We start from the raw sequence: 22,887 nt of genomic DNA, 5'->3' as shown, positions 1-22,887 counted from the left end.
AGCTACGGGGCTTAAATTGCAATTTGCCGTGCTATCAATCAAATTGTTTATTGTTATGCCAACCATCAGTGAGGCTTATTCATGAACCTTTTTCAGCTGCGCGCCTTCGATGCCGTGGCCCGCGAGGGCAGCTTTACCAGGGCGGCCGCACGCCTGTTCATCAGCCAGCCAGCCGTCACCGGGCACATCAAGGCCCTGGAGGAGCACTACCAGATCACCCTGTTGCGCCGCACCGCGCGACGGGTGGAGTTGACGGAGGAGGGCACCAAACTGGCGGCAATCACCCGGGCGATGTTCGGCCTGGCCGAGGAGGCACAGGTGATGCTGGAGGCCAACCGGCAATTGTTGACCGGGCGCCTGGAAGTGGCCGCGGACGGCCCGCACATGGTCATGCCGATGCTCGCCAGCCTGCGTGCGCGTTATCCGGGGATCACGGTGAACCTGCGCCTGGGCAATGCCCAGGAAACCCTGGCCGCGCTACTGTCCGAACATGCCGACGTGGCGGTGCTGACCGAGGTCGAGCCGCGCAAGGGTTTGCATCTGCAACCCCTGAGCGAGTCACGCATTTGTGCGCTGGTGCCCGAGGGTCATCCGTGGGTTCGGCGGAGCAAAGGCGTACCGCTCAAGGAGCTGGACCAGGTGATCATGGTGTTGCGCGAACCGGGTTCGATCACCCGGCGTACGTTCGATGAAGCCTGCACCGAGGCGAACGTGCATCCTCGGGTGTTGCTGGAGCTGGACAGTCGTGAAGCGGTGACCGAGGCGGTGGCAGCGGAGTTGGGTGTGGGAGTGGTGTCGTCGGTGGAGGTCAGCCACGACCCACGGGTGGCGGCGGTGCCGATCATTGGCGAGGGGTTGCTCAATCGACACATGATGGGGTGCATGGAGCGGCGCAGGGATTTGCGTTTGATTCAGGCGTTTTTCGGGTTGGCGCCTGGCAGGTAGACCGCGGCGCCTGCATTCGCGAGCAAGCCCGCTCCCACTGGGTTTCGTGAACACCACAGATCCCTGTGGGAGCGGGCTTGCTCGCGAAGGGGACTGGCCTGCCTACACCAGACTCTCGCGCACCATCTGCAAAAACGTCGCCACCACCCGCCGTGAGCTTTGCTCGCGCAAGCACACCAGCGTCTCCGTCAGGCGCCGTTCGCAATCGATGATCGGCAACGCGCAGACCCTGGAGTCGGCACCGAACTCGGCCGCAGACACCACGCCAACGCCAATCCCTACCACCACCGCCTCACGCGCTGCTTCCCGGCCTTCGACTTCAATGGCCGGGCGAATGCGAAAACCGGCGCGGGCCATTTCCTCTTCAAGGGTCTGGCGGGTCACCGAGCCAATTTCGCGCAGCACCAGCGGGGTGTCGTCGAGGTCGGCCAGGCAAATGGATTCGCGGTCGGCCCAGGGGTGATTGCGCGAAACGAATGCCACCATCGGGTCGTTGCGCAGGGGCAGCGAGATCAGGCGTTCATCGCTGACATCGCGGCCCAGCAGCGCCAGATCGGCCTGGTAGTTGAACAGGCGAAACAGCGATTCATCGGTATTGCCGGTTTCGATCTTCACGCTGATCCCGGGGTAGCGCTCGCAGAATCGGGCGATCTGCGGCAGCACATGGACCGGCGCATCCACCGCCAGAATCAGGCTGCCGGTCTGCAACGCCTGGGAGTCCTGCAGCAGTTCCTGGGCTTCGGCCTCGATCACAAAAAGCCGCTGGGTGACGCTCAACAGGCGCTCGCCGAGATCGGTCAGACGCACCGAGCGTTTATTGCGATGGAACAACAAAACCCCATAGCGCTCTTCGAGTTTGCGTACCTGGTCGGAGATGGCCGGCTGCGTCAGAAACAGCCGTTCGGCGGCTTTGGTAAAGCTTCCATGCACCGCTACGGCATGGAAGGCTTTGAGCTGGGCGTGGGAAACCGACATGGGGATCTCCAGTAACAAGCTGAGCTTATATTGGAAATACGATAAATCGATTTCACTTATTAATCAGTAATTGTTTTTATCCGCCTCAGCCCCGCTGACTGCTCAGTCGAACAGCGACGGGGCCATGGGTCCGGGCGTGCAACAAGGGACTCATCTGACCGGTATCCGCCACAGGGACAAGGCGATATCGCAGTGCTCAACAATAAAAACACAGGCGTTTTCTACCAATTCTGCCGGCACACTCACACCCTGAGGTCAGAACCACAATGAACAAGCACATCGGCACCATCAAGCGTTGGCGCGTGCAGATCTTCGCGATTACCTGGCTCGCCTACGCCGCTTTCTACTTCACCCGCAAAGCCTTCTCCGTCGCCAAACTCGGCATTGCCGAAGACCCGACGTTCATGCTCGACAAAATGGCCATGGCCAACCTCGATGCCATCTACCTTGCCGCTTACGCCATCGGCCAATTCACCTGGGGCATCCTCGCCGACCGTTTCGGTCCGCGGGTGGTGGTGCTCGGCGGATTACTGATTTCCGCAGTGGCGGCGCTGGTCATGGGCAGCTTCGCAACGGTGCCGATCTTCGCCACCTGCATGCTGATTCAAGGCCTGGCGCAATCGACTGGCTGGTCGGGATTGTGCAAGAACCTTGGGAGTTTCTTTCCCTCCGAGCAGCGTGGGCGAGTCCTGGGCTTGTGGAGCTCCTGCTACGCCTTTGGCGGCCTGGTGGCATCGCCGTTCGCCGGCTGGTGGGCGTACACCCTGATGGGCACCTGGCACGCGGCGTTCATTTCCAGCGCGGCGGTGGTTGGTGTGGTGGCCGTGCTGTTTTTCTTTTTGCAACGCAACAAACCGCAGGACGTAGGCTTGCCCGCGGTGGAGCCGGAGTCTGAGCTGAGCGCCGAAGAGGCCTATGCCCAAAGCAGGATCAGCGTCCTGGAGCCCTTGAAGGAAATCCTGCGCAACCGCACAGTGCTGGTGCTGGGCCTGGCGTACTTCATGCTCAAGCCGGCGCGTTACGCGATTCTGCTGTGGGGCCCGGTGATCGTCTTCGAACAGATGCCCTCGGTCGGCAAGGTCGGTGCGGCGATCATTCCGACTTCGTTCGAACTGGCCGGACTGCTCGGGCCGATCCTGATCGGCCTGGCTTCGGACAAACTGTTCGGCGCCCGACGCATGCCGGCGTGCGTGATCAGCCTGTTGGCGCTGACCCTGACGCTGGCGCTGTTCATGGCCGCCCTGCATACCGGCAGCGTGCTGTTGGTGGTGGTGCTGCTGTTCGTCATGGGCCTGACTCTTTACGGCCCGGATTCGATGATCAGCGGCTCGGCCGCCATCGATTTCGGCAAGGCCAAGGCCGGTGCTACCGCAGCGGGATTCGTCAACGGCTGTGGCTCGGTCGGGGCGGTACTCGGTGGGTTGCTTCCGGGCTACTTCGACTCGGTCACGGTATTCATCGTCTTCGCCGGCTGCGCCATGTTCTCGGCGCTGGTGCTGATTCCGCACTGGAACAGCCGCCCGGGCGGCCTGCGGACCAACTATCCGTTCGTGCCCAACCGGGCAATGACGATCAAACCCCTGCGTACCTGAATCCTGCCTCCTCGCGGCCTGCTGCGCCTGCGGCGGGCTGGCGTGTGGGCCACTGACTGGAGATTGACCCATGAGACCCTTTTGGCTGGAGCAGGCCCTGAAGGCTGAATCAACCGAAACCTGCGCGCCACTGCAAGGCGACAGCCGCGCCGACGTGTGCATCGTCGGTGGCGGTTACACCGGGTTGTGGACCGCGATCATGCTCAAGCAACAGAACCCCGAACTGGACGTTTTGCTGATCGAAGCGGACATCTGCGGCTCCGGGGCCAGTGGCCGCAATGGCGGTTGTGCGCTGTCGTGGTCGGCCAAGTATTTCACCCTTGAGCGCTTGTTCGGCGTTGAGGAGGCAGTGCGCCTGGTCAAGGAGTCCGAACGCAGCATCCATGCCATCGGCGCCTTCTGCGAACAGTATCAAGTGGACGCCGACTACCGGCTCGACGGGACGCTCTACACCGCGACCAACCGCGCGCAATGCGGCTCGACCGATGCGGTGATCGCGGCCCTGGAACGCCATGGCATCAACTCGTTCACCCAGCGGCCGGTGGCCGATGTGCAGCGCATGGCCGGCTCCAGCAAACATCTTGAGGGCTGGTTTTCCCCGGCGGCCGCCAGTGTTCAGCCGGGCAAACTGGTGCGCGGGTTACGCCGGGTCGCCCTGCAACTGGGGGTGCGGATTCATGAAAATACAGCAATGACCGGGCTGGAAGAAGGCCGCCCGGCAGGGATACAAACTCCGCACGGCACTGTTCGCGCCGACCGGGTGGTGCTGGCGATGAACGCCTGGATGGCCCGGGCGTTCCCGCAGTTCGAGCGCAGCGTGGCGATCGTTTCCAGTGACATGCTGATCACCGAGCCACGGCCTGAGTTGCTCGACGAAATCGGCTTGACCAGCGGAGTCACGGTGCTCGATTCGCGAATTTTCGTGCACTACTACCACAACACTCCGGACGGCCGGATCATGCTCGGCAAGGGCGGCAATACCTTCGCCTACGGCGGGCGCATGCTGCCGGTGTTCGATCAGCCATCGCCCTACGCCGGCCTGTTGCAGCACAGCCTGGCGGATTTCTTCCCGGCCTTTGCCGAGGTCAAGGTCGAGTCGACCTGGAACGGCCCGTCGGATCGCTCGGTGACCGGGTTGCCGTTTTTCGGGCAGATGAGCGCCAGTGGCAACGTGTTCTATGGTTTCGGCTATTCCGGCAGCGGTGTCGGGCCGTGCCACATGGGCGGGCAGATTCTCGCGTCGATGGTCCAGGGGCTGGATAACCCCTGGACTCGCTCGCCATTGATCAACGGGCCGCTGGGCTTCTTTCCGCCGGAGCCGATTCGTTACCTCGGCTCGCTGATGGTGCGCAACGCCATCCGCCGCAAGGAGCGCGCCGAGGATCGCGGGCACCGGCCACGGCACCTTGATGTGCGTCTGGCGAAGTTCGCGGCGGCGGCGGGCAAGGCCGACAAAGGCTGAGGCTCAAGGCGTGAGATCCGAGCGATTGACCAGCCAGTCGAGCAGCAGGCCGGTATCGCCGGCTGGCTCCCGAGGGCGGGAGGGTCGAGGTTGCTCGGGGTGGCCCATGACTGCACAGAGCACCGGGCGATCCGGGTCGCAGTCGAGAAAACTGACCAGCACATCGCTGCCGGCCACAGGCAATCGGGCCGGATCGATCCGGGTGTCTGCGCAAGCCAGTGCGACCGGTAGCCACAGACCGCAAGGCTCGTCTGCCGCCGTTTGCGACGGCCATAGGTTCACCTCGATTCGGCCGCGATCATCCAGCACTGGGGGAAGCCCGGAAAGGCCGCATATCCGGGCGGGCTGAAAACCGGGAACGCTTGGGCGTCGCTGGTTGAGCGGTGGCCGGAAGGCGGTCGACCAGGGGATGGCGCTGAACTGGTTAAAGTATTGCGGGGTCATGCTCGCGCAGTCTTCGGCGAGTATCGATGGCTGCCTGCCCTCATGGCGGTTCTCGGTAATCAACCATTGGTCGTTGAAATGACCCAAGGGGTGTTCGCTGACCTGGATGATCCGGGCGCTGGTCAGGGCCGGGTGATTGCTGCGGCCGTTTAGCTGCTGCTGTCGGCAGCGCAGCCGCTCCAGTTTGCGCCGGCTGAGCTGCTCAGGATGCGGCTGTCGGGCAGGGCGATGCAGCGGCGCCGTCACGCCAATGGATTGATTGGCTGCGCCGTCACCGGGGATCGATGTACCACGGTTGCTGGCATCCGCACGAGCGGGGATCGGCGGTGAGTCATGGCGCTGGTACAACTCTGTGATGACCGGCCCGTCGACGTTATCCGCCAGTGCGTCGTGATAAGGCACTATCAAGGGTTCCTGGGGGAAGCTCAGGCTGTCATCGGCCAGGACCAGCACATGCCCATCACGCTGATGTTCGAAGTGATAGTGGATGCCTTCTTCTTCGCACAGCCGTTGCAGCAGAGCCAGATCGGTTTCGTCGTACTGGATGCAAAAAGGTCGGAAGGGGTAATGCCCGGTCGTCAATTCAAAGCGGTAACTGGTGACGGGCAAGCCGTTATCCTCCAATAGTTGACGCAGGATCATCGGCACATTCAGGTCGCGAAAGATGCGCCGGCGACACTGTTGTTCCAGTGCTTGCAGGCGCGGCACCAGAACCAGCTTGTAAGCCACCCGATGCGCGCCACGGTGCGCCTGACCAACACTGTGCAAAACGCCATGTATGCCCTGGCCCTGGCCAAAATCAAGATAGGCGGGTTGGTACAGCAATTGTTCGGGGGGGATTGCCGGTGTCAGGTCAATCGCGTCGATGTCGAATCGAAAAGGCTGGTTGAGGGCTTCGAGGCCACTGAACCGCACCACCTGCAAACTCAAGTCGACGTCGAGCAGCGTCAGGGTGAAAGGACTTTCCTTGTCATTTTGCATCGCGCAGGCCACTGCTATGGAATTGGACGCTGAGGGTACGAAACCACGGTTCGTCATAGTCACCGCAAAACGTCTTTTCAGAATCGTCCTACAACAGCTGGTGAAGATGTCGATGCAAGTCGGAATTTTTGGTCGATTGCCAACTTTAGGCCGTATAAACTTGCGCAAAGCGTCGGCCAATAGATGTTTCGGCGCCACAGATAAGAGAGTGAGTAATGGGCGCACAGTGGAAAGTTAAACACAAAGAAGCGGCAGCCAATGCCAAGGGCAAGATCTTCGGCAAACTGGTGAAGGAAATCACCATTGCTGCGCGCAACGGCGCTGATATCTCGACCAACGCGCATTTGCGCCTGGTGGTTGAACAGGCCAAGAAAGCTTCGATGCCCAAGGAAACACTGGACCGTGCCATCAAGAAGGGCGCGGGCCTGCTGGGCGAAACCGTGCAATACCATCGCGTGACCTATGAAGGGTTCGCCCCGCATCAGGTGCCATTGATCGTTGAGTGTGTAACCGACAACATCAACCGCACCGTTGCTGAAATCCGTGTCGCGTTCCGCAAGGGCCAGTTGGGGGCTTCCGGTTCGGTGGCCTGGGACTTCAACCATGTCGGCATGATCGAAGCCTCGCCTGACACGCCGGACGCCGATCCGGAAATGGCCGCCATCGAGGCCGGTGCCCAGGATTTCGAGCCGGGCGAAGACGGCGCCACCCTGTTCCTGACCGAGCCTACGGATCTGGACGCGGTACAGAAAGCCCTGCCGGAACAAGGCTTCACCGTGCTCTCGGCGAAACTGGGCTACCAGCCGAAAAACCCGGTCAGCGGCCTGAGCGATGAACAGATGGCTGAAGTCGAGGCGTTCCTTGAAGGTCTCGACAACCACGATGACGTGCAGGACATGTTTGTCGGGTTGGCGGGTTAAGCCCAAGTGCTTTTTTGATCTGGGCAGTGGTGAGGGGCTTCCTGTGGCATGGGGGCTTCTGTGGCATGAGGGCTTCTGTGGCATGGGGGCTTTTGTGGCGAGGGGGCTTGCCCCCGCTGGGTGGCGAAGCCACCCCCCATAACCACCACTGCGGTCGCTGCTTTGGGGGGCTGCTACGCAGCCCAACGGGGGCAAGCCCCCTCGCCACAGAAGCCCCCTCCCCAGAGCAAGCCCGTCTCAGTAGCGTGCCCCTCACTACAACAGGCCCCCTTGCTACAAGTTTGTGTTTAGCGTTTTGAACACAGCCAACGCCTGAACAACCTCGTCAAACCCCGGCCGCTCCAATACCAGCGGCTGACAGCAACGCCGTTGCAAGTCTTCTAAAACCGCGCGCTGCTCATCGTTCAACCCCGAATCAATCCGCTCCAGCAACTCCCCCAGCAATATCCCGAACGCCCGTACCTCGATGCGTTGCAGCGCGCGGCTTTCATGGCTGTCGTCGGTGGCATGAAACGACGCTGCGCCAAAATCTCCCAGCAAACATTCCCCTTGTTCATTCCACATGATGTTGTGGCCATAGAGATCGCCGTGGGTGATGCCGTGACGGTGCAAGTGTGCAGCCACCGAGGCGATGCCCGAGGCAATGCGCAGGGCCACGGTTGCGCTGAAACCCTGGTCGTCGGCATAGACATCGCGACTGCAGGACGCCAGGCTCGGCAGCCCGGCGAGGTTGCGATAAGTCGGGGCGATCAGGCGCATCACCAGCCCGGCCGTTTGCTGCGGGTGATCGACAATCCGCCCTTCGACGCGAATCAGATTCGGGTGCAAGCCTGCGCTAATGCAGGCGTTCATCTCGTGCAGCGGCGAGCCATCGCTGGTCATTTCACCTTTGTAGAGCTTCACCGCCACCGGCATGGCTGGCTGATCGGCCGATTGCCAGTTGGCCTGATGAATGACTCCGGACGCGCCTTCACCGAGTTTTTTCTCCAGATGCAGTGCCGACCAGTCAATGCGCGGCGTGGCGTCGAGGGCGGCGGCATCGGCTTCGGTTTCCAGCGGATTACCGGCATAGGCCAGCCAGCTCAGGCTCGGCAGGGCCAGCAGCCACTGCGGCAACCCGGTCAACTGGTTGGCGGCGATGCGGATCAGTTCCAGCCGATGGCAGTTGCCCAGGGACTCGGGCAATGCCTGCAAGCGATTACCGGCGAGCATGAGTTTTTGCAGCTGCGGGCGCTCTCCCAGTTCGCTGGGTAGCGACTCGATGCAATTGTCGGTGAGGATCAGCCAGCGCAGCAGCGGCGGCAACGCTGCGCCTGGCACGTGGGCGATGCGGTTGGCCTTGAAACCGACCATCGTCAGCGCGGCACATTGACCCAGGCACGCCGGCAACTCGGTGAAGCGGTTATCGGAACAGAACAGCACTCGCAAACGGGTCAGGCGGTGCAGATCCTCGGGCAGTGCGCTCAAGGCATTGCCGCTGAGGTTGAGTACTTCCAGGGAATCTGCCAGATCGAAAATTTCCCGCGGGAACTCGGTCAGGCCTTCGGCCAGATCCAGCCGTGTGACGCCCGATAACTCGCCGGCGCGCAATTGAGCAAGGGTGTGCATGAACAGATTCGCTGTTAACCAAGAGGAGGGCGCGGGGCCCCGGAAATGGGCGACATGATAGCGGCAAAGGTGTGGCGACTGTCAGGCCGGTTCGCTGACTTCGACCAGTTGCCCCAATCGGCTGCGGGTGCGCGCAAGATCGATGGCATCGCCACCCAGGCTTTCACGCAATGAGTGCTGGCCGAGCAATGTCAGGTGCTTGTCCTGGTCGTACAGCACATCGATGAGGTTGATAAAGCGCTGCTGGGCGGCAATCGTGCAATCGCCCAGCAGTGGCAGTTCATCGATGATCCAGCGGTCGAACTGGCGGCACAGCTCCAGATAATCCATGACCGCCGTGGGCTGATCGCACAAGTCGGTAAAGGTAAAACCGATGCTGCGACCTTCGCGTAAACGCGCTCGAAAATGCCGGCTGCCCACCGCCAGCGATACAGGCGGGGCATTGTGCCCGGGCAGGTTCAACGCCTGTCGTTGCGCCACGCTTGCCGGCCAGACGTAGTGACCCTGAGTGAACAATTGATGCGCATGGGTCCGGGCCTGGCTGCGGTAGTCGTGGGGCCCGCCGACCTCCATCACCTGCATGCGCGTATTGATCAGGTCAATCACCGGTTTGAAACGTGCGTGGTACAGCGGATTGGGCAGCAGGCCTTCGGGCGGATAATTGGAGGTGACCAGCAACAGGATGCCGCGCTTGAACAATGCCTTGAACAACCGGGTGATGAGCATCGCATCGCCGATGTCGTGCACGTGGAACTCATCGAAACACAGCACCCGGCAATCGCTGAGCAGTTCATCGAGGGTGACCGCCAGGGCGTCGGCCTGATCGCGGTGCTCGAACATGCCCTGGTGCAGTTGGGCGAAAAACTGATGAAAGTGCAGGCGTTGCTTTTGCGCCAGGGGAATCGCCCGAAAAAACCCGTCGAGCAGCCAGCTTTTGCCGCGCCCCACGGCACCATGCAGGTACAGGCCGGGAAGGGGCTTTGCCGCGGCACCCATCAGCGTGCAGGCATGGAGGGCCATGTAGTCGATGACACGCTGTTGGCTGTGACTGAGTGTGTAACCCTGGGCATGGGCCTGTTGGCGAAAGTGGTCGTGGATCATTTGGCCGGCCACGGCGTTGCCGGCAGCCGGTACTTTGCCGAGCAGGCGACGCAACGTTTGCCAGCGCGATTTGATGGGCGAACGGTTGGGCGGTCGAACGGCCACTGGGGTATCACCTCTGGAGTGCGGACAGGCGCTTTGTGTTGCGGCGCCATAGTGTAACCAGAGCCGGGAATTTTTGCTTCCAGCGGTGTCGGCAGGCCATTGGCCAGAAAGTTTCTGGTGGTACGATTTATCGCGGCGCCGGAATGCTGGCTCGTTGCTTTCATGGCATATAGCCATGCCCGATTGTGGGGCAAGTCTGGTCCGTTGACTGGCGGATTTCCCGTGCATTGCTAACCTCAACCACACAAAGCTCCTCTCAAGAGGAATGGGGCCGTGAAAGGACGTGTGGTATTGGCAGTCATGGGCGTAGCGCTCGGTGCACCGGTGTTGGCCGCAGAGTTTCAGGTGCAGGTTCGGGTCGACGTGCAGTGGGGCTGTCAATTGGTCGGGGCACAACACAGTGCCGGCATTGAACAACTGGGCGTGCTGGATTTCGGCCGTACCGCACGGCTGGACGACCAGGCGGGACCGCTGGGGGCCGCTCTGACGAATGCACGCCTGCCGCGACTCGAGTGCAACCCGGATACCCCTTATCAATTACGCGTTGACGGTGGCCTGCACGGCGGGGTCGGCGACGTGCGTTACATGGCGGCCAATGCTGGTTCCGCTCAACCCATCCCCTATCGGCTTTATCAAGACCCGGCGCGGCGCATCCCCCTGAGGGTGGATCAGCCGATGAACGGTCGTGTGCCTGATAGCGGTTCCGTGGATTTGCCGCTGTATGCGCGAATCGAGCCGCTGGCGCAGATACCGCATGCGGGGAGCTATTCAGACCTGGTGAAGGTGACCGTCACCTGGTAGCTACGATGATCAAACAGCCCGGTGCAGCGGGTCTGTGCAAGGAAGGGGCGTTCGCTGGCGAACGCGCGTGTACGTGCATTCTGAGGGCCTCGGGTATTACCTCATGAAAAGCAGATTGTGGATGGTTGTCATAGCGGCAGCACTGGTGCTGCTGACCGAGGACGCGCAAGCGGCGATCAGCGGGCAGTTTCACGCGCGACTGACCATCATCGCCGGTTGCCAGGTGTCCAATGGGGCCAGTCCCGACAGCCCGGTCAACGACTTTGGCACCCTGGATTTCGGCGAGCAAGGCCCGACCTGGAGTGCCCCGCTCAAAGCCAGCCTCAGCTCAGACAGCAGCGGCAAACTGAACGTCGCCTGCAATCCCACGGTTACCGGGTTCACCGTCACCATCGATGGTGGCACCCACGGCGACGGCACCACTCGACGCCTGAGCAACGGTCGCCAGACCATCCCCTATAAATTGTTCCTCGATGCCTCTGGCAGCCAAAGCTACAGCATCGGCCAACAGCAAAATTTCGCTGTCACCAGCGCAGCCCAGGTACCGATTCCGGTATTTGGCTCGGTGGTGGCGAATACCCGCGCACTACCGGCCGGTGTTTATACCGACACGCTGACGGTGACGCTCGACTGGTAAAACTGTAGAGGACGTACTCCATGCACATGTTTGCATCCAGAATTGGTTTGTCATTGCTTGGCCTGACGCTGGCGTCAGGCGCCCAGGCCGCCACCACGGTCACCGGCCAGATCTCCGCCAGCCTGATTCTGGTCAGCAGTTGCCAGGTGAACGGTGCCGGCGGCTCCTCCAACCTCAATTTCGGTGCGTTGAACTTCGGCACCACCGACAGTCTGTTCACCACCGCTACGGGTCAGGTGCTGGGTGGCGGTGGCGGGGCGCTGTCGATTCTCTGCTCCAGCGGCACCACCCCGACGATCAAGGTGCGTGCCGGCACCAATGACGGAATGTCGCCTGGCGGCAGCCGCGCGCTGTTCGACGGTGTCGCCAACTACGTGCCCTATGACCTGTACACCGATGCCGGGCATTCGCAGTTACTGGCTATCGATGGCGTGATCAACCTCGCCGCCAGCACCGGTACGGCGCAGACCGTGAACATCTACGGTCAGGCCCTGGGCAAGGCCGGTTTGCCGGCAGGGACCTACACCGACACCGTCGCCGTCGAACTGACGTTCTAGCGTCATGGCCCGCCACGGGTGTGCGGCGTTGCTCCTGTTGTGCGCGGGTAGCGTGCCGTTGCCGCTGTCCGCCGTGACCAGCCAGAGTTTCCAGGTCAGCGCCACGGTCACCCCGGGGTGTCTGGTCGTGGGTGGTGTTTCCAGTTACGGCAGCCTGAACTACGGCAGCCGCTCGGCGCTGGACACCGGCACGGTGCAGGTGGCGCTGACCGGTGGCGTGCAGTTGCAATGCACGCCGGGCGTGACCTTGAACATGACGGTCGATGGCGGCCAGTACAACAGCGGCGGGCGACACCTGCAGCTCAGCACCGGCAGCAATCGGGTGGCGTACCAGTTGTTCCGCGATGCGGCGTACAGCCAGGTATTGGGGATAGGCCAGAGCGTGGCCGTGGCCTACGCCGATGCAAACAACATCAACCTGCCGATCTACGGCCAGGTGCAATTGCCGGGCAATCAGCCGGGGGGTACGTATAGCGATGTGCTGCAGGTGCAGCTGTCGTGGTAGCGGAGCGGTTAGATCATCAGGAGTGGACAGATGTATTCATCTTCGCAGCGGCATTGTGTCGTTGGTTTTACTTCGCTGGTGTTGACGCTGTTAACAGCGTTCAACGTGCAGGCGGCCAGTTCGGTATTGATCTGGCCCATCGATCCGGTGCTGGAGGCGGATCAACAGGCCAGTGCGTTATGGCTGGAAAACCGCGGTAATGAAACCGCCAATCTGCAAATCCGCGTCTTTGCCTGGAGCCAGAGTGGTTTCAGTGATCAATACCAGAACCAGCGCGACGTGATCGGCAGCCCGCCAGTGGCGAAGATCGAGCCCGGGCAAAAGCAACTGGTGCGCCTGACCCGAACCCGGGAAATTCCACCGGGGCAGGAACTGGCGTATCGCATCATCATCGATGAAATCCCTTCCGCGAAACCACCCTCCACCGATGACGGCAAGACGGGCGCAGCGATTCGCTTCCAGATGCGTTATTCGGTCCCTCTGTTTGCCTACGGCGCGGGCCTGTGGAGCAAGGAAGACAGCACTCGCCCGCGAGACCCCAAGGGCGCGGGCAAGGCGGACTTGAGTTGGCGTACGGTGGCGGTAGACGGGCGCCCCTATGTGGAAGTGCGCAACCAGGGCGCGGTGCATGCGCGGTTGACCGATGTGGCACTCAAGCAGGGCAGCCAGACGCGGCCGCTGGTAGACGGTTTGCTCGGGTATGTATTGCCCGGCGCGATCATGCGCTGGCCGGCCCCCGGGCCGCTGGCAGGCGACCCGGCCTTGCAGGTGCGGGTCAATGGCGCACCGCAGGTGCAGAGTGTTGCGCCGGCACGTTAGGGAGGGTTGAGCGTTTTGTGGTGAGGGGCTTGCCTGTGTAGGTCGGGCGTTGAAGGGGTAAACAGTCCAATGGGCGAGAAGCGCTAATGAGCCAGGGGTGGGCTCACAAGATTCAGTGTCCGTTGTGGGCCATGGGCTGTGTGTGCTGCCTGGTGGTCGTTCATCACGCAGAGGCCGGCGACCTGCCGCCTCCGCCCAGCGGCATGGAGGCGGTGGCCGATGCGCAGTTGTTTCTGGAAATGGTGGTCAACCAGATGAATACCGGCCGGGTCGTGGCGGTGGAGCAGCGCAACGGGCAGCTTTTTGTTCCGACGTCTGCGTTGCGCGAAACCGGCATGAAGCTGCCGGAAAACCTCGCCGCCGAGGTCAGCCTCGACAGCCTGCCGGGCCTGCACAGCGAGTACGACAGCACCGCCCAGCGCCTGTTTCTGGACGTACCGCCAGACTGGCTGCCGGAGCAGTTCGTCGGACGCAGCGAAGTCTATCCGCGCACCCCGGCAATGAGCAGTTTCGGTGCCTTGTTCAACTATGACCTGTACTTCAATGACACCGATGATGCCGGTACGTACCTCGCCGCCTGGAACGAGGTGCGGCTGTTTGATAGTTGGGGCACGTTGTCCAACACCGGGCAGTATCGACGCACCCTGTCCGGCGACTCGATCAACACCCTGGACAACGGCTACCTGCGCTATGACACCACCTGGCGCTACTCAGATGACGAGCGCCTGCTGACCTACGAGGCGGGCGACGTGATCAGCGGTGCCTTGCCCTGGACCAGCTCAGTGCGCCTGGGAGGGGTGCAGCTGTCGAGGGATTTTGCGGTGCGTCCGGATCTGGTGACCTATCCCTTGCCGCAGTTTGCTGGCGAAGCCGCCGTGCCATCCTCGGTGGACCTGTTCATCAACGGCTACAAATCCAGCAGCGCCGAGTTGCAACCCGGTCCGTACACCCTGACCAACGTTCCGTTCATCAACGGTGCCGGTGAAGCCGTGGTCGTCACCACCGATGCGTTGGGGCGTCAGGTCTCGACGACGGTGCCGTTCTACGTCACCAGCAGCCTTTTGCAAAAAGGCTTGAGTGATTATTCCGTGGCGGCCGGCACCTTGCGCCGTGACTATGGCCTGCGCGATTTCGGCTACGGCCCGGGCGTGAGTTCCGGCAGTCTGCGTTATGGCTTGAGTGATTACCTGACCCTGGAAAGCCACGCCGAAGCTTCGGATGCCCTGACCCTCGCAGGTGTCGGCGGCAACATGCGCCTGGGCAATTTCGGCGTGCTTAACACGGCCATCAGCCAAAGCCGTTTCGACGGCGACAGCGGGCAGCAACTGAGCATCGGTTATCAGTACAGCAACCAGCGCTACAGCTTTAGCTGGCAGCGCCTGCAACGTCGCGATCAATACGCCGACCTGAGTGTGATCGACACACCTTTTGCGAGCCTGAGCAAGCGCAGCGAACAGGCGACCCTGAGCCTGAACCTCGATGCCTGGGGTAGCCTCGGTGTCGGTTATTTCGACGTGCGCGCGGTGGATGATTCGCGCACCCGCTTACTCAACCTGACATGGAGCAAGCCGCTGTGGCACAACAGCAGTTTCTACCTGTCGGCCAACCGCGAGATCAGCGACAGCAATTGGGCGGTGCAGGCGCAACTGGTGGTTCCGTTCGACCTGCACGGCAGCCTGGCGGTCAGCAGCGAACGCAGCAACAGCGGGCAAACCCAGCAACGGGTCAACTACAGCCGCGCTGTTCCGACCCAGGGTGGGGTGGGTTTCAACCTGGGCTACGCCCAAGGTGACGGGCCGGAGTACCGGCAGGCCGACCTGACCTGGCGCCTGCAGTCGGTGCAGTTGCAGGCCGGCGTCTATGGTACCGACGAAGCCGAAACCCGTTGGGCCGATGCCAGTGGATCGCTGGTGTGGATGGACCGGCAAGTGTTCGCCGCCAATCGCATCGACGATGCCTTTGTGGTGGTCAGCACCGATGGTTTCGCCGATATTCCGGTGCGTTACGAAAACCAGGTGGTAGGCCAGACTGACCGCAGTGGTCACTTGCTGGTGCCCTGGAGCAGCGCCTATTACCGTGGCAAATATGAAATCGATCCACTGAATCTGCCGGCCAACGTGCGCAGCCCTGATGTCGAGCAACGCATCGCGGTGCGCCGTGGCAGTGGTTATCTGCTGGAGTTTGCGCTGAGCCGGATGGTCGCCGCGAGCATCGTACTGGTGGATGCGCAGCAGCAGGATTTGCCCTTGGGCAGTAGCGTCGTGCACGAGCAGAGTGGTACGCAAACCGTGGTGGGTTGGGACGGCCTGGTGTACCTGGAAAACCTCCAGCCGCAGAACAATTTGCGGGTGACCCTGGCCGGCGGCAAAACCTGCGCGGTGCAGTTCGCCGTGGATATGAATCAGGACCAGATCCCGTTGATCGGGCCGTTGGTGTGCCAATGAGGCTGGTGAAATGGCTCCTGTTGTCAGCGCTGCTTATTCCGGGGACGACATGGGCGCTGTGCTCGGTGGTGGGCACCACGCCGGTGGCGTTCGGCACCCTCAGTTCGATTGCTGTGCGCACCACCGCGCAATCGAGTTCCACGCTCAATGCCGGGTTGAGTTGCACCGGTTCACTGCTGTCATTGCTGACCAGCAATGACCATTTCTGGGCGACCGTCACATCCCTGCAGAGCGGGTTGGTCGGCCCCACCGGTGATGTCATCGCCTACACCCTCTACGCCAACAACAGCACCAGTTATCCCATTACTCGCGGCACACCGTATGACTTCGCCCGAAACGGCATCATCGACGCCCTCGGCCTGCTTAACGGCACAACACCGAAAACCGTGCCGCTTTACCTGCGTACCACTATCGGCAGCAATGTCGCGGCCGGGGTGTACACCGAAACCCTGAGTATTTTATGGAGCTGGAACTACTGCTCCGGTATCGGTCTTGGCGACCTGTGCCTGGGGCGTGACATCAGCAATGGGACGGCCACCCTGACCGTCAACTTGACGGTCGCCAATGACTGCACCATTACCGCGCCGAACATTGCATTCGGCAGCGCCCCGGTGGTCAGCGCTTTTACCCCGGTCACCGGCCAGACCATCAACCTGATGTGCACCAAGGGCAGCGCTTACACCGTGGGCTTGAGTGACGGACAAAATGCAATCAGTGTCAACGGTCGGCGGCGGATGATTTCAGGCAGCAACTATCTGGCCTACGACATTTTCAAAAGCGCCGGCACTACCCGCTGGGGCAGCGTCGGCAGCGCGCGCCGGGCCAGCAGCGACGCCGAGGTCAATCCCGGCAACGGGCTTGGCACCGGCAGCCAGATCTTCAACTACAACGCGAAGATCTATACCGACCAGCCCACCCCGCCGGCGGGGACCTATCTGGACAACGTGGTGCTGGATGTCGGGTTCTAAGGTCATGCCGCAGAACCAGTGGGGGTGTGATCAGAACTGCGTGGTTTGCTTGAGCATCTGCGCCGCCGCCGTATCCGCCGGGCTGACCATCGCATAGTTGTAGCCACTGCCCGACCAGTACTCGGCCTGTAACCCGCCATCGATACGACTGCCCCTGGGCAGCAGGAAGTTTTTCGGCCCTGGCGGGCGCACGTAGAAACTGATTTTCTGCCCGCCCTGATCCTCGTAGACCACCATGGCCGCAGGGCCTTGTTCAGTACTCAGCAAACGCCCGCTGGCCGGTTTGAATCCTGCACCCGAGAGGTCGGGCAGGCGATTGGCCCGGGTGAAGTAACGGTCGAGCCAATCCTGCATATCACCGTCGGCGCCGACTTTGTAGTCCGCTGGCAGGAGGCCTTGCTGGGCAATCAGCCGATACGCCTGCAGGGCATCGGTCATCGGAAGCTGGGGGCTCGCCAGTGTCATTTGTCGCGCTTGCCAACCGCTGACACCGCCGATGCTGACGGCGATGAGCAACACAGCGGCACTGGCCAGGTGTCGACGGGACTGGCGTTTGAGGCGCTGGCGTATCACCGCCGGATCAAGCGTGGGGTTCGGCGGCTGTTGCAAGGCGCCACCGAGGGCCGCGCGCAGGTGCTGGGCATCCTGCTGCCAGGCGCGTACTTGTGCGGCCACTTCGGGGTTATTGCCGAGAAAAGTCTCCACCAGGCGGCGGTCGGCGTCGCTCAGTTGATGGTCGACGTAGGCGTGCAGGTCGCGCTCGCCGGGGGGCATGCTGATCATTTGAGTCTCCGCAGGGAAGGGCGGTTGATTTCGCCATCACTGAGTTGGCGCAGGGCCTGGCGCGCCCGGGACAGGCGGGACATCACGGTACCGGTGGGGACGTCGAGAATCTCGGCGACCTCTTTATAGCTCAAGCCTTCCACGGACACCCAGAGCAGCAGCGCACGTTGCTCGGTGGGCAGTTGGTCAAAGGCATTGAGGGTGGATTGAGCCATCACCGTGCGCTCTACCGAAGGCTGCGCATCGTCGCGCCCGGTGAAAAATTCGAGCATTCGCGCATAACGTCGCGAGCGTCTGTGCGCATCGAGAAACTGTCGATACAGGATCGAAAACAACCAGGCGCGCAGGTCGCCGCCCGCGCGTTTACCGCCCCAACTGGACAGCGCACGCTCCAGGCTGGCTTGCACCAGGTCATCGGCGCTGCTGGTGTTACGCGTCAACGACACGGCAAAACGGCGCAGTCGCGGAATGATTTCTCTGAGTTGTTCGTCAATATCGTTCATGAAGTTCTGACTGGTCACTACGCTGTGGTGAGTGTCCAGCAAGACGCTTGGTATCGGAAGTTATTCCATGCCTGAAAAAATAAACACCGCACCAAGGAATAAACCCGGGTGCGGTTCGTCTGCTTGATTCTTCTCACTTGTGGCCGATGGCCCTGGAGTCTTTCATGGTAGATCGATCATCACCGCCGGGCAGGCCACCGTTGAGTGCCGCGAGCCTGACGTTACGACTGGCGGGCATTGCCGTGGTTGTCGCCGCAGTCGCCGGGGCTTTTGCCTATGTCAACGGTACGCTCGACCCCCAGCGCCTGACCCCGAAAAAACTGATCAATGTGCTCGAAACCAACAACGGCGTGCATCCCGGGTTCCGTCGCAACCACTCCAAAGGCGTTTGCGTGATCGGCCATTTCGAGAGCACTGACGAGGCGCGCAGCTTTTCCACCGCCCAAGTGTTCAATCAGGCACAAACCCCGGTGGTCGGGCGATTCGCTTTGCCAGCCGGCAATCCATACGCGCCGGACAACGCCGTGCCGATCCGCAGCATGGCGCTGCGCTTCACCCAGGCCAACGGTCAGCAATGGCGCACCGGGATGAACAGCATGCCGGTGTTCCCGGTAGGTACGCCGCAAGCATTCTATGAGCTGCAAAAAGCCCAGTCACCGGACCCGGCCACCGGCAAGCCGAACCCCGCTGCGCCGCCGGCGTTCTTCGCTTCTCATCCGGAAACCGCACCGTTTCTGGCCTGGATCAAAACCGCCAAACCGTCTGCCAGTTACGTGACCGAGACCTACAACAGCGTCAATGCTTTTTACCTGGTCAACGCGGCCGGGCAAAAGCAGGCCGTGCGCTGGAGCATGGTGCCGGTGGCGCAGGATGCGGCGGGGGCGACGGCACCGCAAGGGGGCGATTTTCTCGAGAAAGATCTGGTTCAGCGAATCGCCGCGGGGCCGTTGCGCTGGCAGTTGAACATTACCCTGGCCAACCCCGGCGACCCGGTCAATGACGCCAGCAAGGCCTGGCCTGAGGGGCGCAAGGTATTGAACGCCGGCACCCTGGTGCTTGAGAAAGCCCAGGCACAACTCAACGGCGAATGCCGTGACATCAACTACGACCCCTTGGTACTGCCCGCCGGTATCGAAGGGTCCGACGACCCGTTGCTCGCGGCTCGTTCAGCCGGCTACTCCAATTCCTACCTGCGTCGCACCAGCGAAGTCAGCCAATTGCCCGCCGCCAAACAGGAGACCCGGCAATGAGCACTCAACCTAACCACTTCGCACCGCTGGCGCGCCTGCTGCACTGGCTGATGGCGCTGATGATCATCGCCATGCTATTTATCGGCGCGGGCATGGTTGCCTCGGTTTCCGAACGTCATGAATGGCTGATCCACCTGCACAAACCCCTGGGCGTGGCCATTTTGCTGTTGGTGATCGTGCGCCTGGTGGTGCGCTTCTCCACCACGCAGCCACCGCTGCCGGCAGATTTGCCGGGGTGGCAAGTATTGGCGGCCAAGGCGTCGCATGTGTTGCTGTACGCCTTGATGCTGGTCATACCCCTGTTGGGCTGGACGATGATTTCCGCGTCTGGCGAGCCGGTGATGCTCAGCAACTCGCTGCAGTTGCCGTCGATTGTGCCGGCCAATGCCCAGGTATTTGCCTTCCTGCGCAAGTCCCATGGGTATCTGGCGTATCTGTTGTTCCTGACCGTGCTGCTGCACCTGGCGGCGGCGTTGTTTCATGGTTGGGTAAGGCGGGATGAGGTGTTGGACAGTATGCTGCGGGGCAGGGATCGCACCTGACCCCTACGCGATCCTGTGGGAGCTGCGGTGCGGCGATCCGACTTGCCGGCGATGGGCCTGAGACGTACGAAACGCTCATGCCTCTATCGCCAGCAAGCCGGCTCCTACGGTGATCCTCAGGACGCATCCAGTTTGATCAGACCGCAGTGGCCGGTGCGACCATCGAGGTGAATCAGCGCAGGGTATCGACCATGTCAGCCACGGTGGTCAACACGTCCTTGCCCAACTGTTTGGAGCGCTTGCCCGACCATCCCGTCAAGGTATTGGGCGAATCATTGTTGTCCTTGAAGGGCATTTCCAGGGTCAACGACAGGCAGTCGAACTTCTCGCCGACGCTGTTGCAGGCCAGGGTCATGTTGGCTTTACCCGGTTCGTCCCGGGTGTAACCGTATTTGCTCTGGAAGTCCTTGGTCAGGTGCTTCAGGTGGCTGCGGAAGTGCTCCTCCAGCTTTTCAATCCGTGGCGTGTAGCCCGGGTTGCCTTCGCAACCGGCGGTGAACACGTAAGGGATTTCCTCATCGCCATGGATGTCGAGGAACAGGTCGACTCCGTACTTTTCCATTTGCTGCTGTACGAACAGGACTTCCGGGCTGATCTCCTGGCTGGCGCTCTGCCAGGCCCGGTTCAGGTCCTGGCCCATGGCGTTGGTGCGCAGATGACCGTGGAACGCACCGTCCGGGTTCATGTTCGGCACCAGGTACAGGTCGGCGCTGGCCAGCAGCTTGTTCAGTACCGGGTCGTCGTCCTGCTCCAGGCGTTCGATCACCCCCTCCATGAACCATTCGGCCATGTGTTCGCCCGGATGCTGTTGGGCAATCATCCACACCTTGCGTCGGCCTTCGGCCCCGGTGCCTTTGCGCAGCAACTGGATATCCCGCCCCTCGACGCTCTTGCCGGTCGCCAGCAGTTCGGTGCCGGCCTTGGTCTGGGCCTGCTCGATCAGCCAGTCGTGGCGACCACGGCTATAGGGTTCGAAATAGGCGAACCAGGCATGAGTGGCAGTGGTTTCAAGGCTGAAACGCAGGCAGTCGCCCTCGAAGATGGTCGGTACGCGGAACCAGTTGACGTGGTCGTAGGACGCGACTGCCTGATAACCATCCCAGGCTTTGTTATACGAGGATCGACTGGCGTTGTTCAGGCGAAACCAGTGTTCCTGGCCGACATGGAGGCCGCTGGCCTTGAAGTGGAACCACTGGAAATGCTGACTGCGGGTATCGGGTTTGATGGCCAGCAATGCCTGCAGCGGATTGCTGATATCCAGCACTTCAATGTTGCCGCTGTCGAAGTTGGCACTGATGTCGAAGGAGGATTTCGCCACGGTCATAATCGGTTCCTGAATATGATTTTATGGTGGCTACTTTACACGCAAGGCTTGGGTGAAACCGAGGGAATTTATGGGGTGGAGCAGTGGGGGCGTCCTCCATGACGCCGGCGCAGCTTAGAGACTATGCAATTGATTCTCAAGTGCTATTCGTCGTTGGTTTGATCCAGTGGTGCCGGGCTTCTATTGCCGTCGGCCATTCTTTTGCCATCATCGGCGCCATTCAATTAGCGGCACCCCAAAGACTTCATTAGCCTGAAGCCAAAGCCAGATTAACTGGCAAAAAAAGACCCGGCAAAAAGCCGGGTCAAAAACCGTGATTAGCCTGATGAGGAGATAGTCCAGGAGACCGACCTAAGGTCACCTGGTCCATCGACTGATCTCGCGATCAGTCGATGTAATAATAATCATTATCGTTTGCGGGTCAAGCATTTTTATCCGTGCGGGAAAATTCTCTTCCGTCCTCCCGTATTTTCGTCCGCGCTTCAGCGTCCTTCCAGAGAACGATCCACCAGGGCCTTGGCCATGTCGATCATGTGCACGGTCGAAAACGCCAGGTCGCGGATGGCGCCTTGCAGATGGCTGGCCGATTCGAACGCGGTGGCCGCGGCACAGCGCAACAGGTCTGAAGCATGGACCAATGCCTCTTCACTGCTGACGTTGCGGCTCACATCGAAGAAGCGCGTCTCGACCACCGCCTCGGAAACTGTTGGTTTCAAGTAATAGTCCAGCGCTCGTTGTGCTGCGGCAGAGCCTTGCGGCGAGGTCAGGGTGGTGTCGATTTGCATGTCTGGCAGGTCGTTGGCAGGGTGTTCCATGATGATGGCAAACTCCGTGATGAATTCAGATCCGTGAATTCATGGTAGTACGATCTGTATTTGTGACGATAATTTAAATACTACAATTTGTGTTTTGATGGCCGGAGACGCCCACGTATCGTGCCGCACATGGATAAATGGATTGAATTGGTCAAGGCCAAGATGGGTGAACTCAAAATCACCCAGGAAATACTCGCCGAACGCCTCGGGATGTCCCAGGGCGGCATTGGTCATTGGCTGAACAAACGTCGTGAGCCGGGCATCGATGACATGAATCGTGTCCTGCAGGCGCTGGGCCTGGGGTTTCTCGAGGTCGCCCTGGTGATCAAGGAACCGCAGGCATCCAAGGACGACGAAATCCCTCTGACACAAAAGTACAACCCGTATTTCCGTTACCCGGTCAGTGACTGGCGCGAACCTGTCGAAGTGCGCGACGGCGACACCGCGGTCTATGACACGGGGCGTTTCGAGTTGTCCGATTACCACGCCCGGGGCGCAGCATTCTGGCTGACAGTGACAGGGGATGCGATGACCGCACCCTGTGGCATCAGCATTGCCGAAGGCATGATGATTCTGGTGGATCCGGCAGTGGCGGCGGTGCCGGGAAAACTGGTCATTGCGCAGTGGCCCGACTGCCCCGAGGCGACCTTTCGCAAGCTGATCGAAGAGGGCGGGCAGCGTTACCTGGTCCCGCTCAATCCGACGTATCCGAAAGCCTTGTACCACGACGAGTGCCGAATCATCGGCGTAGTGGTTCAGGCAACCGCCAAATTCTGATCAGATCGGTCCTCGCAAGGCGTAGGACC

At 61.2% G+C, this 22,887-nt stretch carries 22 protein-coding genes; 14 read left to right on the top strand and 8 right to left on the bottom strand.

The genetic code is table 11. From position 1 onward, the window contains the following. The first annotated feature begins 81 nt into the window (after positions 1-81). On the top strand, positions 82-945 hold the full coding sequence (locus KW839_RS17480; protein WP_060543495.1) for a LysR substrate-binding domain-containing protein: 864 nt from the start codon (positions 82-84) through the stop codon (positions 943-945). 102 nt (positions 946-1,047) lie between these two features. On the opposite strand, the gene KW839_RS17475 is transcribed toward KW839_RS17480, so the two are convergent. Continuing rightward, positions 1,048-1,920: a LysR family transcriptional regulator gene (locus tag KW839_RS17475; RefSeq protein ID WP_218425033.1), complete on the bottom strand. Its 873-nt coding sequence runs from the start codon at positions 1,918-1,920 to the stop codon at positions 1,048-1,050. Between the two features lie 266 nt (positions 1,921-2,186). Here KW839_RS17475 and KW839_RS17470 point away from each other — a divergent pair, with 266 nt between their 5' ends. Then, positions 2,187-3,512 carry an MFS transporter gene (locus KW839_RS17470; protein WP_218425032.1) on the top strand — a complete coding sequence of 442 codons (1,326 nt, stop codon included), beginning with the start codon at positions 2,187-2,189 and terminating at the stop codon, positions 3,510-3,512. A gap of 70 nt (positions 3,513-3,582) precedes the next feature. Then, positions 3,583-4,974, top strand: a complete 1,392-nt coding sequence (locus KW839_RS17465) for an FAD-dependent oxidoreductase (protein WP_060543498.1) — start codon at positions 3,583-3,585, stop codon at positions 4,972-4,974. Between the two features lie 3 nt (positions 4,975-4,977). Here KW839_RS17465 and KW839_RS17460 read toward each other — a convergent pair whose 3' ends face one another. Next, positions 4,978-6,399, bottom strand: coding sequence for a type VI secretion system Vgr family protein (locus tag KW839_RS17460; protein ID WP_218425031.1), 1,422 nt, complete (start codon positions 6,397-6,399; stop codon positions 4,978-4,980). Between the two features lie 215 nt (positions 6,400-6,614). On the opposite strand from KW839_RS17460, the gene KW839_RS17455 reads away from it, so the two are divergent. Continuing rightward, positions 6,615-7,319, top strand: a complete 705-nt coding sequence (locus KW839_RS17455; RefSeq protein ID WP_060543500.1) for a YebC/PmpR family DNA-binding transcriptional regulator — start codon at positions 6,615-6,617, stop codon at positions 7,317-7,319. 273 nt (positions 7,320-7,592) lie between these two features. Here KW839_RS17455 and KW839_RS17450 read toward each other — a convergent pair whose 3' ends face one another. Then, positions 7,593-8,927, bottom strand: coding sequence for a leucine-rich repeat-containing protein kinase family protein (locus KW839_RS17450; protein ID WP_218425030.1), 1,335 nt, complete (start codon positions 8,925-8,927; stop codon positions 7,593-7,595). An 81-nt stretch (positions 8,928-9,008) separates the two neighbouring features. After that, positions 9,009-10,133, bottom strand: coding sequence for a cell division protein ZapE (gene zapE / locus KW839_RS17445; RefSeq protein WP_218425029.1), 1,125 nt, complete (start codon positions 10,131-10,133; stop codon positions 9,009-9,011). A gap of 273 nt (positions 10,134-10,406) precedes the next feature. Between zapE and KW839_RS17440 the strand changes: the two genes are divergently transcribed. The 7 genes from KW839_RS17440 (at position 10,407) to KW839_RS17410 (ending at position 16,864) form a co-directional block, all read left to right on the top strand. Beyond that, positions 10,407-10,934, top strand: coding sequence for a spore coat U domain-containing protein (locus KW839_RS17440; RefSeq protein ID WP_218425028.1), 528 nt, complete (start codon positions 10,407-10,409; stop codon positions 10,932-10,934). Positions 10,935-11,037: 103 nt separating this feature from the next. Next, the gene (locus tag KW839_RS17435; RefSeq protein WP_060543504.1) at positions 11,038-11,571 is read left to right on the top strand and encodes a spore coat U domain-containing protein; all 534 of its coding nucleotides are present in this window, start codon (positions 11,038-11,040) and stop codon (positions 11,569-11,571) included. Positions 11,572-11,591: 20 nt separating this feature from the next. Further along, positions 11,592-12,128 carry a spore coat U domain-containing protein gene (locus KW839_RS17430; protein ID WP_218425027.1) on the top strand — a complete coding sequence of 179 codons (537 nt, stop codon included), beginning with the start codon at positions 11,592-11,594 and terminating at the stop codon, positions 12,126-12,128. 4 nt (positions 12,129-12,132) lie between these two features. Further along, positions 12,133-12,633 carry a spore coat U domain-containing protein gene (locus tag KW839_RS17425; protein ID WP_060543506.1) on the top strand — a complete coding sequence of 167 codons (501 nt, stop codon included), beginning with the start codon at positions 12,133-12,135 and terminating at the stop codon, positions 12,631-12,633. Between the two features lie 30 nt (positions 12,634-12,663). After that, the gene (locus KW839_RS17420) at positions 12,664-13,452 is read left to right on the top strand and encodes a molecular chaperone (protein ID WP_218425026.1); all 789 of its coding nucleotides are present in this window, start codon (positions 12,664-12,666) and stop codon (positions 13,450-13,452) included. Between the two features lie 86 nt (positions 13,453-13,538). Next, positions 13,539-15,896 (top strand): fimbria/pilus outer membrane usher protein, encoded by a 2,358-nt coding sequence (locus tag KW839_RS17415; protein WP_218425025.1) that lies wholly within the window; start codon positions 13,539-13,541, stop codon positions 15,894-15,896. Then, positions 15,893-16,864, top strand: coding sequence for a spore coat U domain-containing protein (locus KW839_RS17410; protein ID WP_060543509.1), 972 nt, complete (start codon positions 15,893-15,895; stop codon positions 16,862-16,864). Before KW839_RS17415 ends, KW839_RS17410 begins: the two co-directional genes overlap by 4 nt. Positions 16,865-16,894: 30 nt before the next feature. Here the strand turns inward: KW839_RS17410 and KW839_RS17405 are convergent, their stop codons facing one another. Together KW839_RS17405 and KW839_RS17400 are read right to left on the bottom strand one after the other, a co-directional pair. Beyond that, positions 16,895-17,647 carry an anti-sigma factor gene (locus tag KW839_RS17405; RefSeq protein WP_218425024.1) on the bottom strand — a complete coding sequence of 251 codons (753 nt, stop codon included), beginning with the start codon at positions 17,645-17,647 and terminating at the stop codon, positions 16,895-16,897. After that, positions 17,644-18,150, bottom strand: a complete 507-nt coding sequence (locus tag KW839_RS17400) for a sigma-70 family RNA polymerase sigma factor (RefSeq protein ID WP_218425023.1) — start codon at positions 18,148-18,150, stop codon at positions 17,644-17,646. Before KW839_RS17400 ends, KW839_RS17405 begins: the two co-directional genes overlap by 4 nt. A 164-nt stretch (positions 18,151-18,314) precedes the next feature. On the opposite strand from KW839_RS17400, the gene KW839_RS17395 reads away from it, so the two are divergent. Beyond that, complete coding sequence (locus KW839_RS17395) at positions 18,315-19,400, top strand: catalase family peroxidase (protein ID WP_218425022.1); 1,086 nt, start codon at positions 18,315-18,317, stop codon at positions 19,398-19,400. After that, positions 19,397-19,942: a cytochrome b gene (locus KW839_RS17390; RefSeq protein WP_218425021.1), complete on the top strand. Its 546-nt coding sequence runs from the start codon at positions 19,397-19,399 to the stop codon at positions 19,940-19,942. Before KW839_RS17395 ends, KW839_RS17390 begins: the two co-directional genes overlap by 4 nt. 172 nt (positions 19,943-20,114) lie before the next feature. Here KW839_RS17390 and KW839_RS17385 read toward each other — a convergent pair whose 3' ends face one another. Both KW839_RS17385 and KW839_RS17380 read right to left on the bottom strand, forming a co-directional pair. Then, a complete protein-coding gene (locus KW839_RS17385; protein ID WP_218425020.1) occupies positions 20,115-21,266 on the bottom strand; it encodes a M14-type cytosolic carboxypeptidase in 1,152 nt (383 codons plus the stop codon). Between the two features lie 482 nt (positions 21,267-21,748). Continuing rightward, positions 21,749-22,081, bottom strand: a complete 333-nt coding sequence (locus tag KW839_RS17380; RefSeq protein WP_060543514.1) for a DUF6124 family protein — start codon at positions 22,079-22,081, stop codon at positions 21,749-21,751. 129 nt (positions 22,082-22,210) lie between these two features. Between KW839_RS17380 and KW839_RS17375 the strand changes: the two genes are divergently transcribed. Then, complete coding sequence (locus KW839_RS17375) at positions 22,211-22,858, top strand: LexA family transcriptional regulator (RefSeq protein ID WP_060543515.1); 648 nt, start codon at positions 22,211-22,213, stop codon at positions 22,856-22,858. Positions 22,859-22,887 lie beyond the last annotated feature (29 nt).

This window comes from Pseudomonas sp. PDM31 (genome assembly GCF_019218965.1).
Classification (GTDB): Bacteria; Pseudomonadota; Gammaproteobacteria; order Pseudomonadales; family Pseudomonadaceae; genus Aquipseudomonas.
This window is presented reverse-complemented; position numbering and strand designations above follow the sequence as displayed.

Excerpts from the sequence above, each read along its gene's own strand:
- KW839_RS17480 (WP_060543495.1), top strand. The coding sequence starts at position 82 with ATGAACCTTTTTCAGCTGCGCGCCTTCGATGCCGTGGCCCGCGAGGGC.
- KW839_RS17475 (WP_218425033.1), bottom strand. The coding sequence starts at position 1,920 with ATGTCGGTTTCCCACGCCCAGCTCAAAGCCTTCCATGCCGTAGCGGTG.
- KW839_RS17470 (WP_218425032.1), top strand. The coding sequence starts at position 2,187 with ATGAACAAGCACATCGGCACCATCAAGCGTTGGCGCGTGCAGATCTTC.
- KW839_RS17465 (WP_060543498.1), top strand. The coding sequence starts at position 3,583 with ATGAGACCCTTTTGGCTGGAGCAGGCCCTGAAGGCTGAATCAACCGAA.
- KW839_RS17460 (WP_218425031.1), bottom strand. The coding sequence starts at position 6,399 with ATGCAAAATGACAAGGAAAGTCCTTTCACCCTGACGCTGCTCGACGTC.
- KW839_RS17455 (WP_060543500.1), top strand. The coding sequence starts at position 6,615 with ATGGGCGCACAGTGGAAAGTTAAACACAAAGAAGCGGCAGCCAATGCC.
- KW839_RS17450 (WP_218425030.1), bottom strand. The coding sequence starts at position 8,927 with ATGCACACCCTTGCTCAATTGCGCGCCGGCGAGTTATCGGGCGTCACA.
- KW839_RS17435 (WP_060543504.1), top strand. The coding sequence starts at position 11,038 with ATGAAAAGCAGATTGTGGATGGTTGTCATAGCGGCAGCACTGGTGCTG.
- KW839_RS17430 (WP_218425027.1), top strand. The coding sequence starts at position 11,592 with ATGCACATGTTTGCATCCAGAATTGGTTTGTCATTGCTTGGCCTGACG.
- KW839_RS17425 (WP_060543506.1), top strand. The coding sequence starts at position 12,133 with ATGGCCCGCCACGGGTGTGCGGCGTTGCTCCTGTTGTGCGCGGGTAGC.
- KW839_RS17420 (WP_218425026.1), top strand. The coding sequence starts at position 12,664 with ATGTATTCATCTTCGCAGCGGCATTGTGTCGTTGGTTTTACTTCGCTG.
- KW839_RS17415 (WP_218425025.1), top strand. The coding sequence starts at position 13,539 with ATGAGCCAGGGGTGGGCTCACAAGATTCAGTGTCCGTTGTGGGCCATG.
- KW839_RS17410 (WP_060543509.1), top strand. The coding sequence starts at position 15,893 with ATGAGGCTGGTGAAATGGCTCCTGTTGTCAGCGCTGCTTATTCCGGGG.
- KW839_RS17405 (WP_218425024.1), bottom strand. The coding sequence starts at position 17,647 with ATGATCAGCATGCCCCCCGGCGAGCGCGACCTGCACGCCTACGTCGAC.
- KW839_RS17400 (WP_218425023.1), bottom strand. The coding sequence starts at position 18,150 with ATGAACGATATTGACGAACAACTCAGAGAAATCATTCCGCGACTGCGC.
- KW839_RS17395 (WP_218425022.1), top strand. The coding sequence starts at position 18,315 with ATGGTAGATCGATCATCACCGCCGGGCAGGCCACCGTTGAGTGCCGCG.
- KW839_RS17390 (WP_218425021.1), top strand. The coding sequence starts at position 19,397 with ATGAGCACTCAACCTAACCACTTCGCACCGCTGGCGCGCCTGCTGCAC.
- KW839_RS17385 (WP_218425020.1), bottom strand. The coding sequence starts at position 21,266 with ATGACCGTGGCGAAATCCTCCTTCGACATCAGTGCCAACTTCGACAGC.
- KW839_RS17380 (WP_060543514.1), bottom strand. The coding sequence starts at position 22,081 with ATGGAACACCCTGCCAACGACCTGCCAGACATGCAAATCGACACCACC.
- KW839_RS17375 (WP_060543515.1), top strand. The coding sequence starts at position 22,211 with ATGGATAAATGGATTGAATTGGTCAAGGCCAAGATGGGTGAACTCAAA.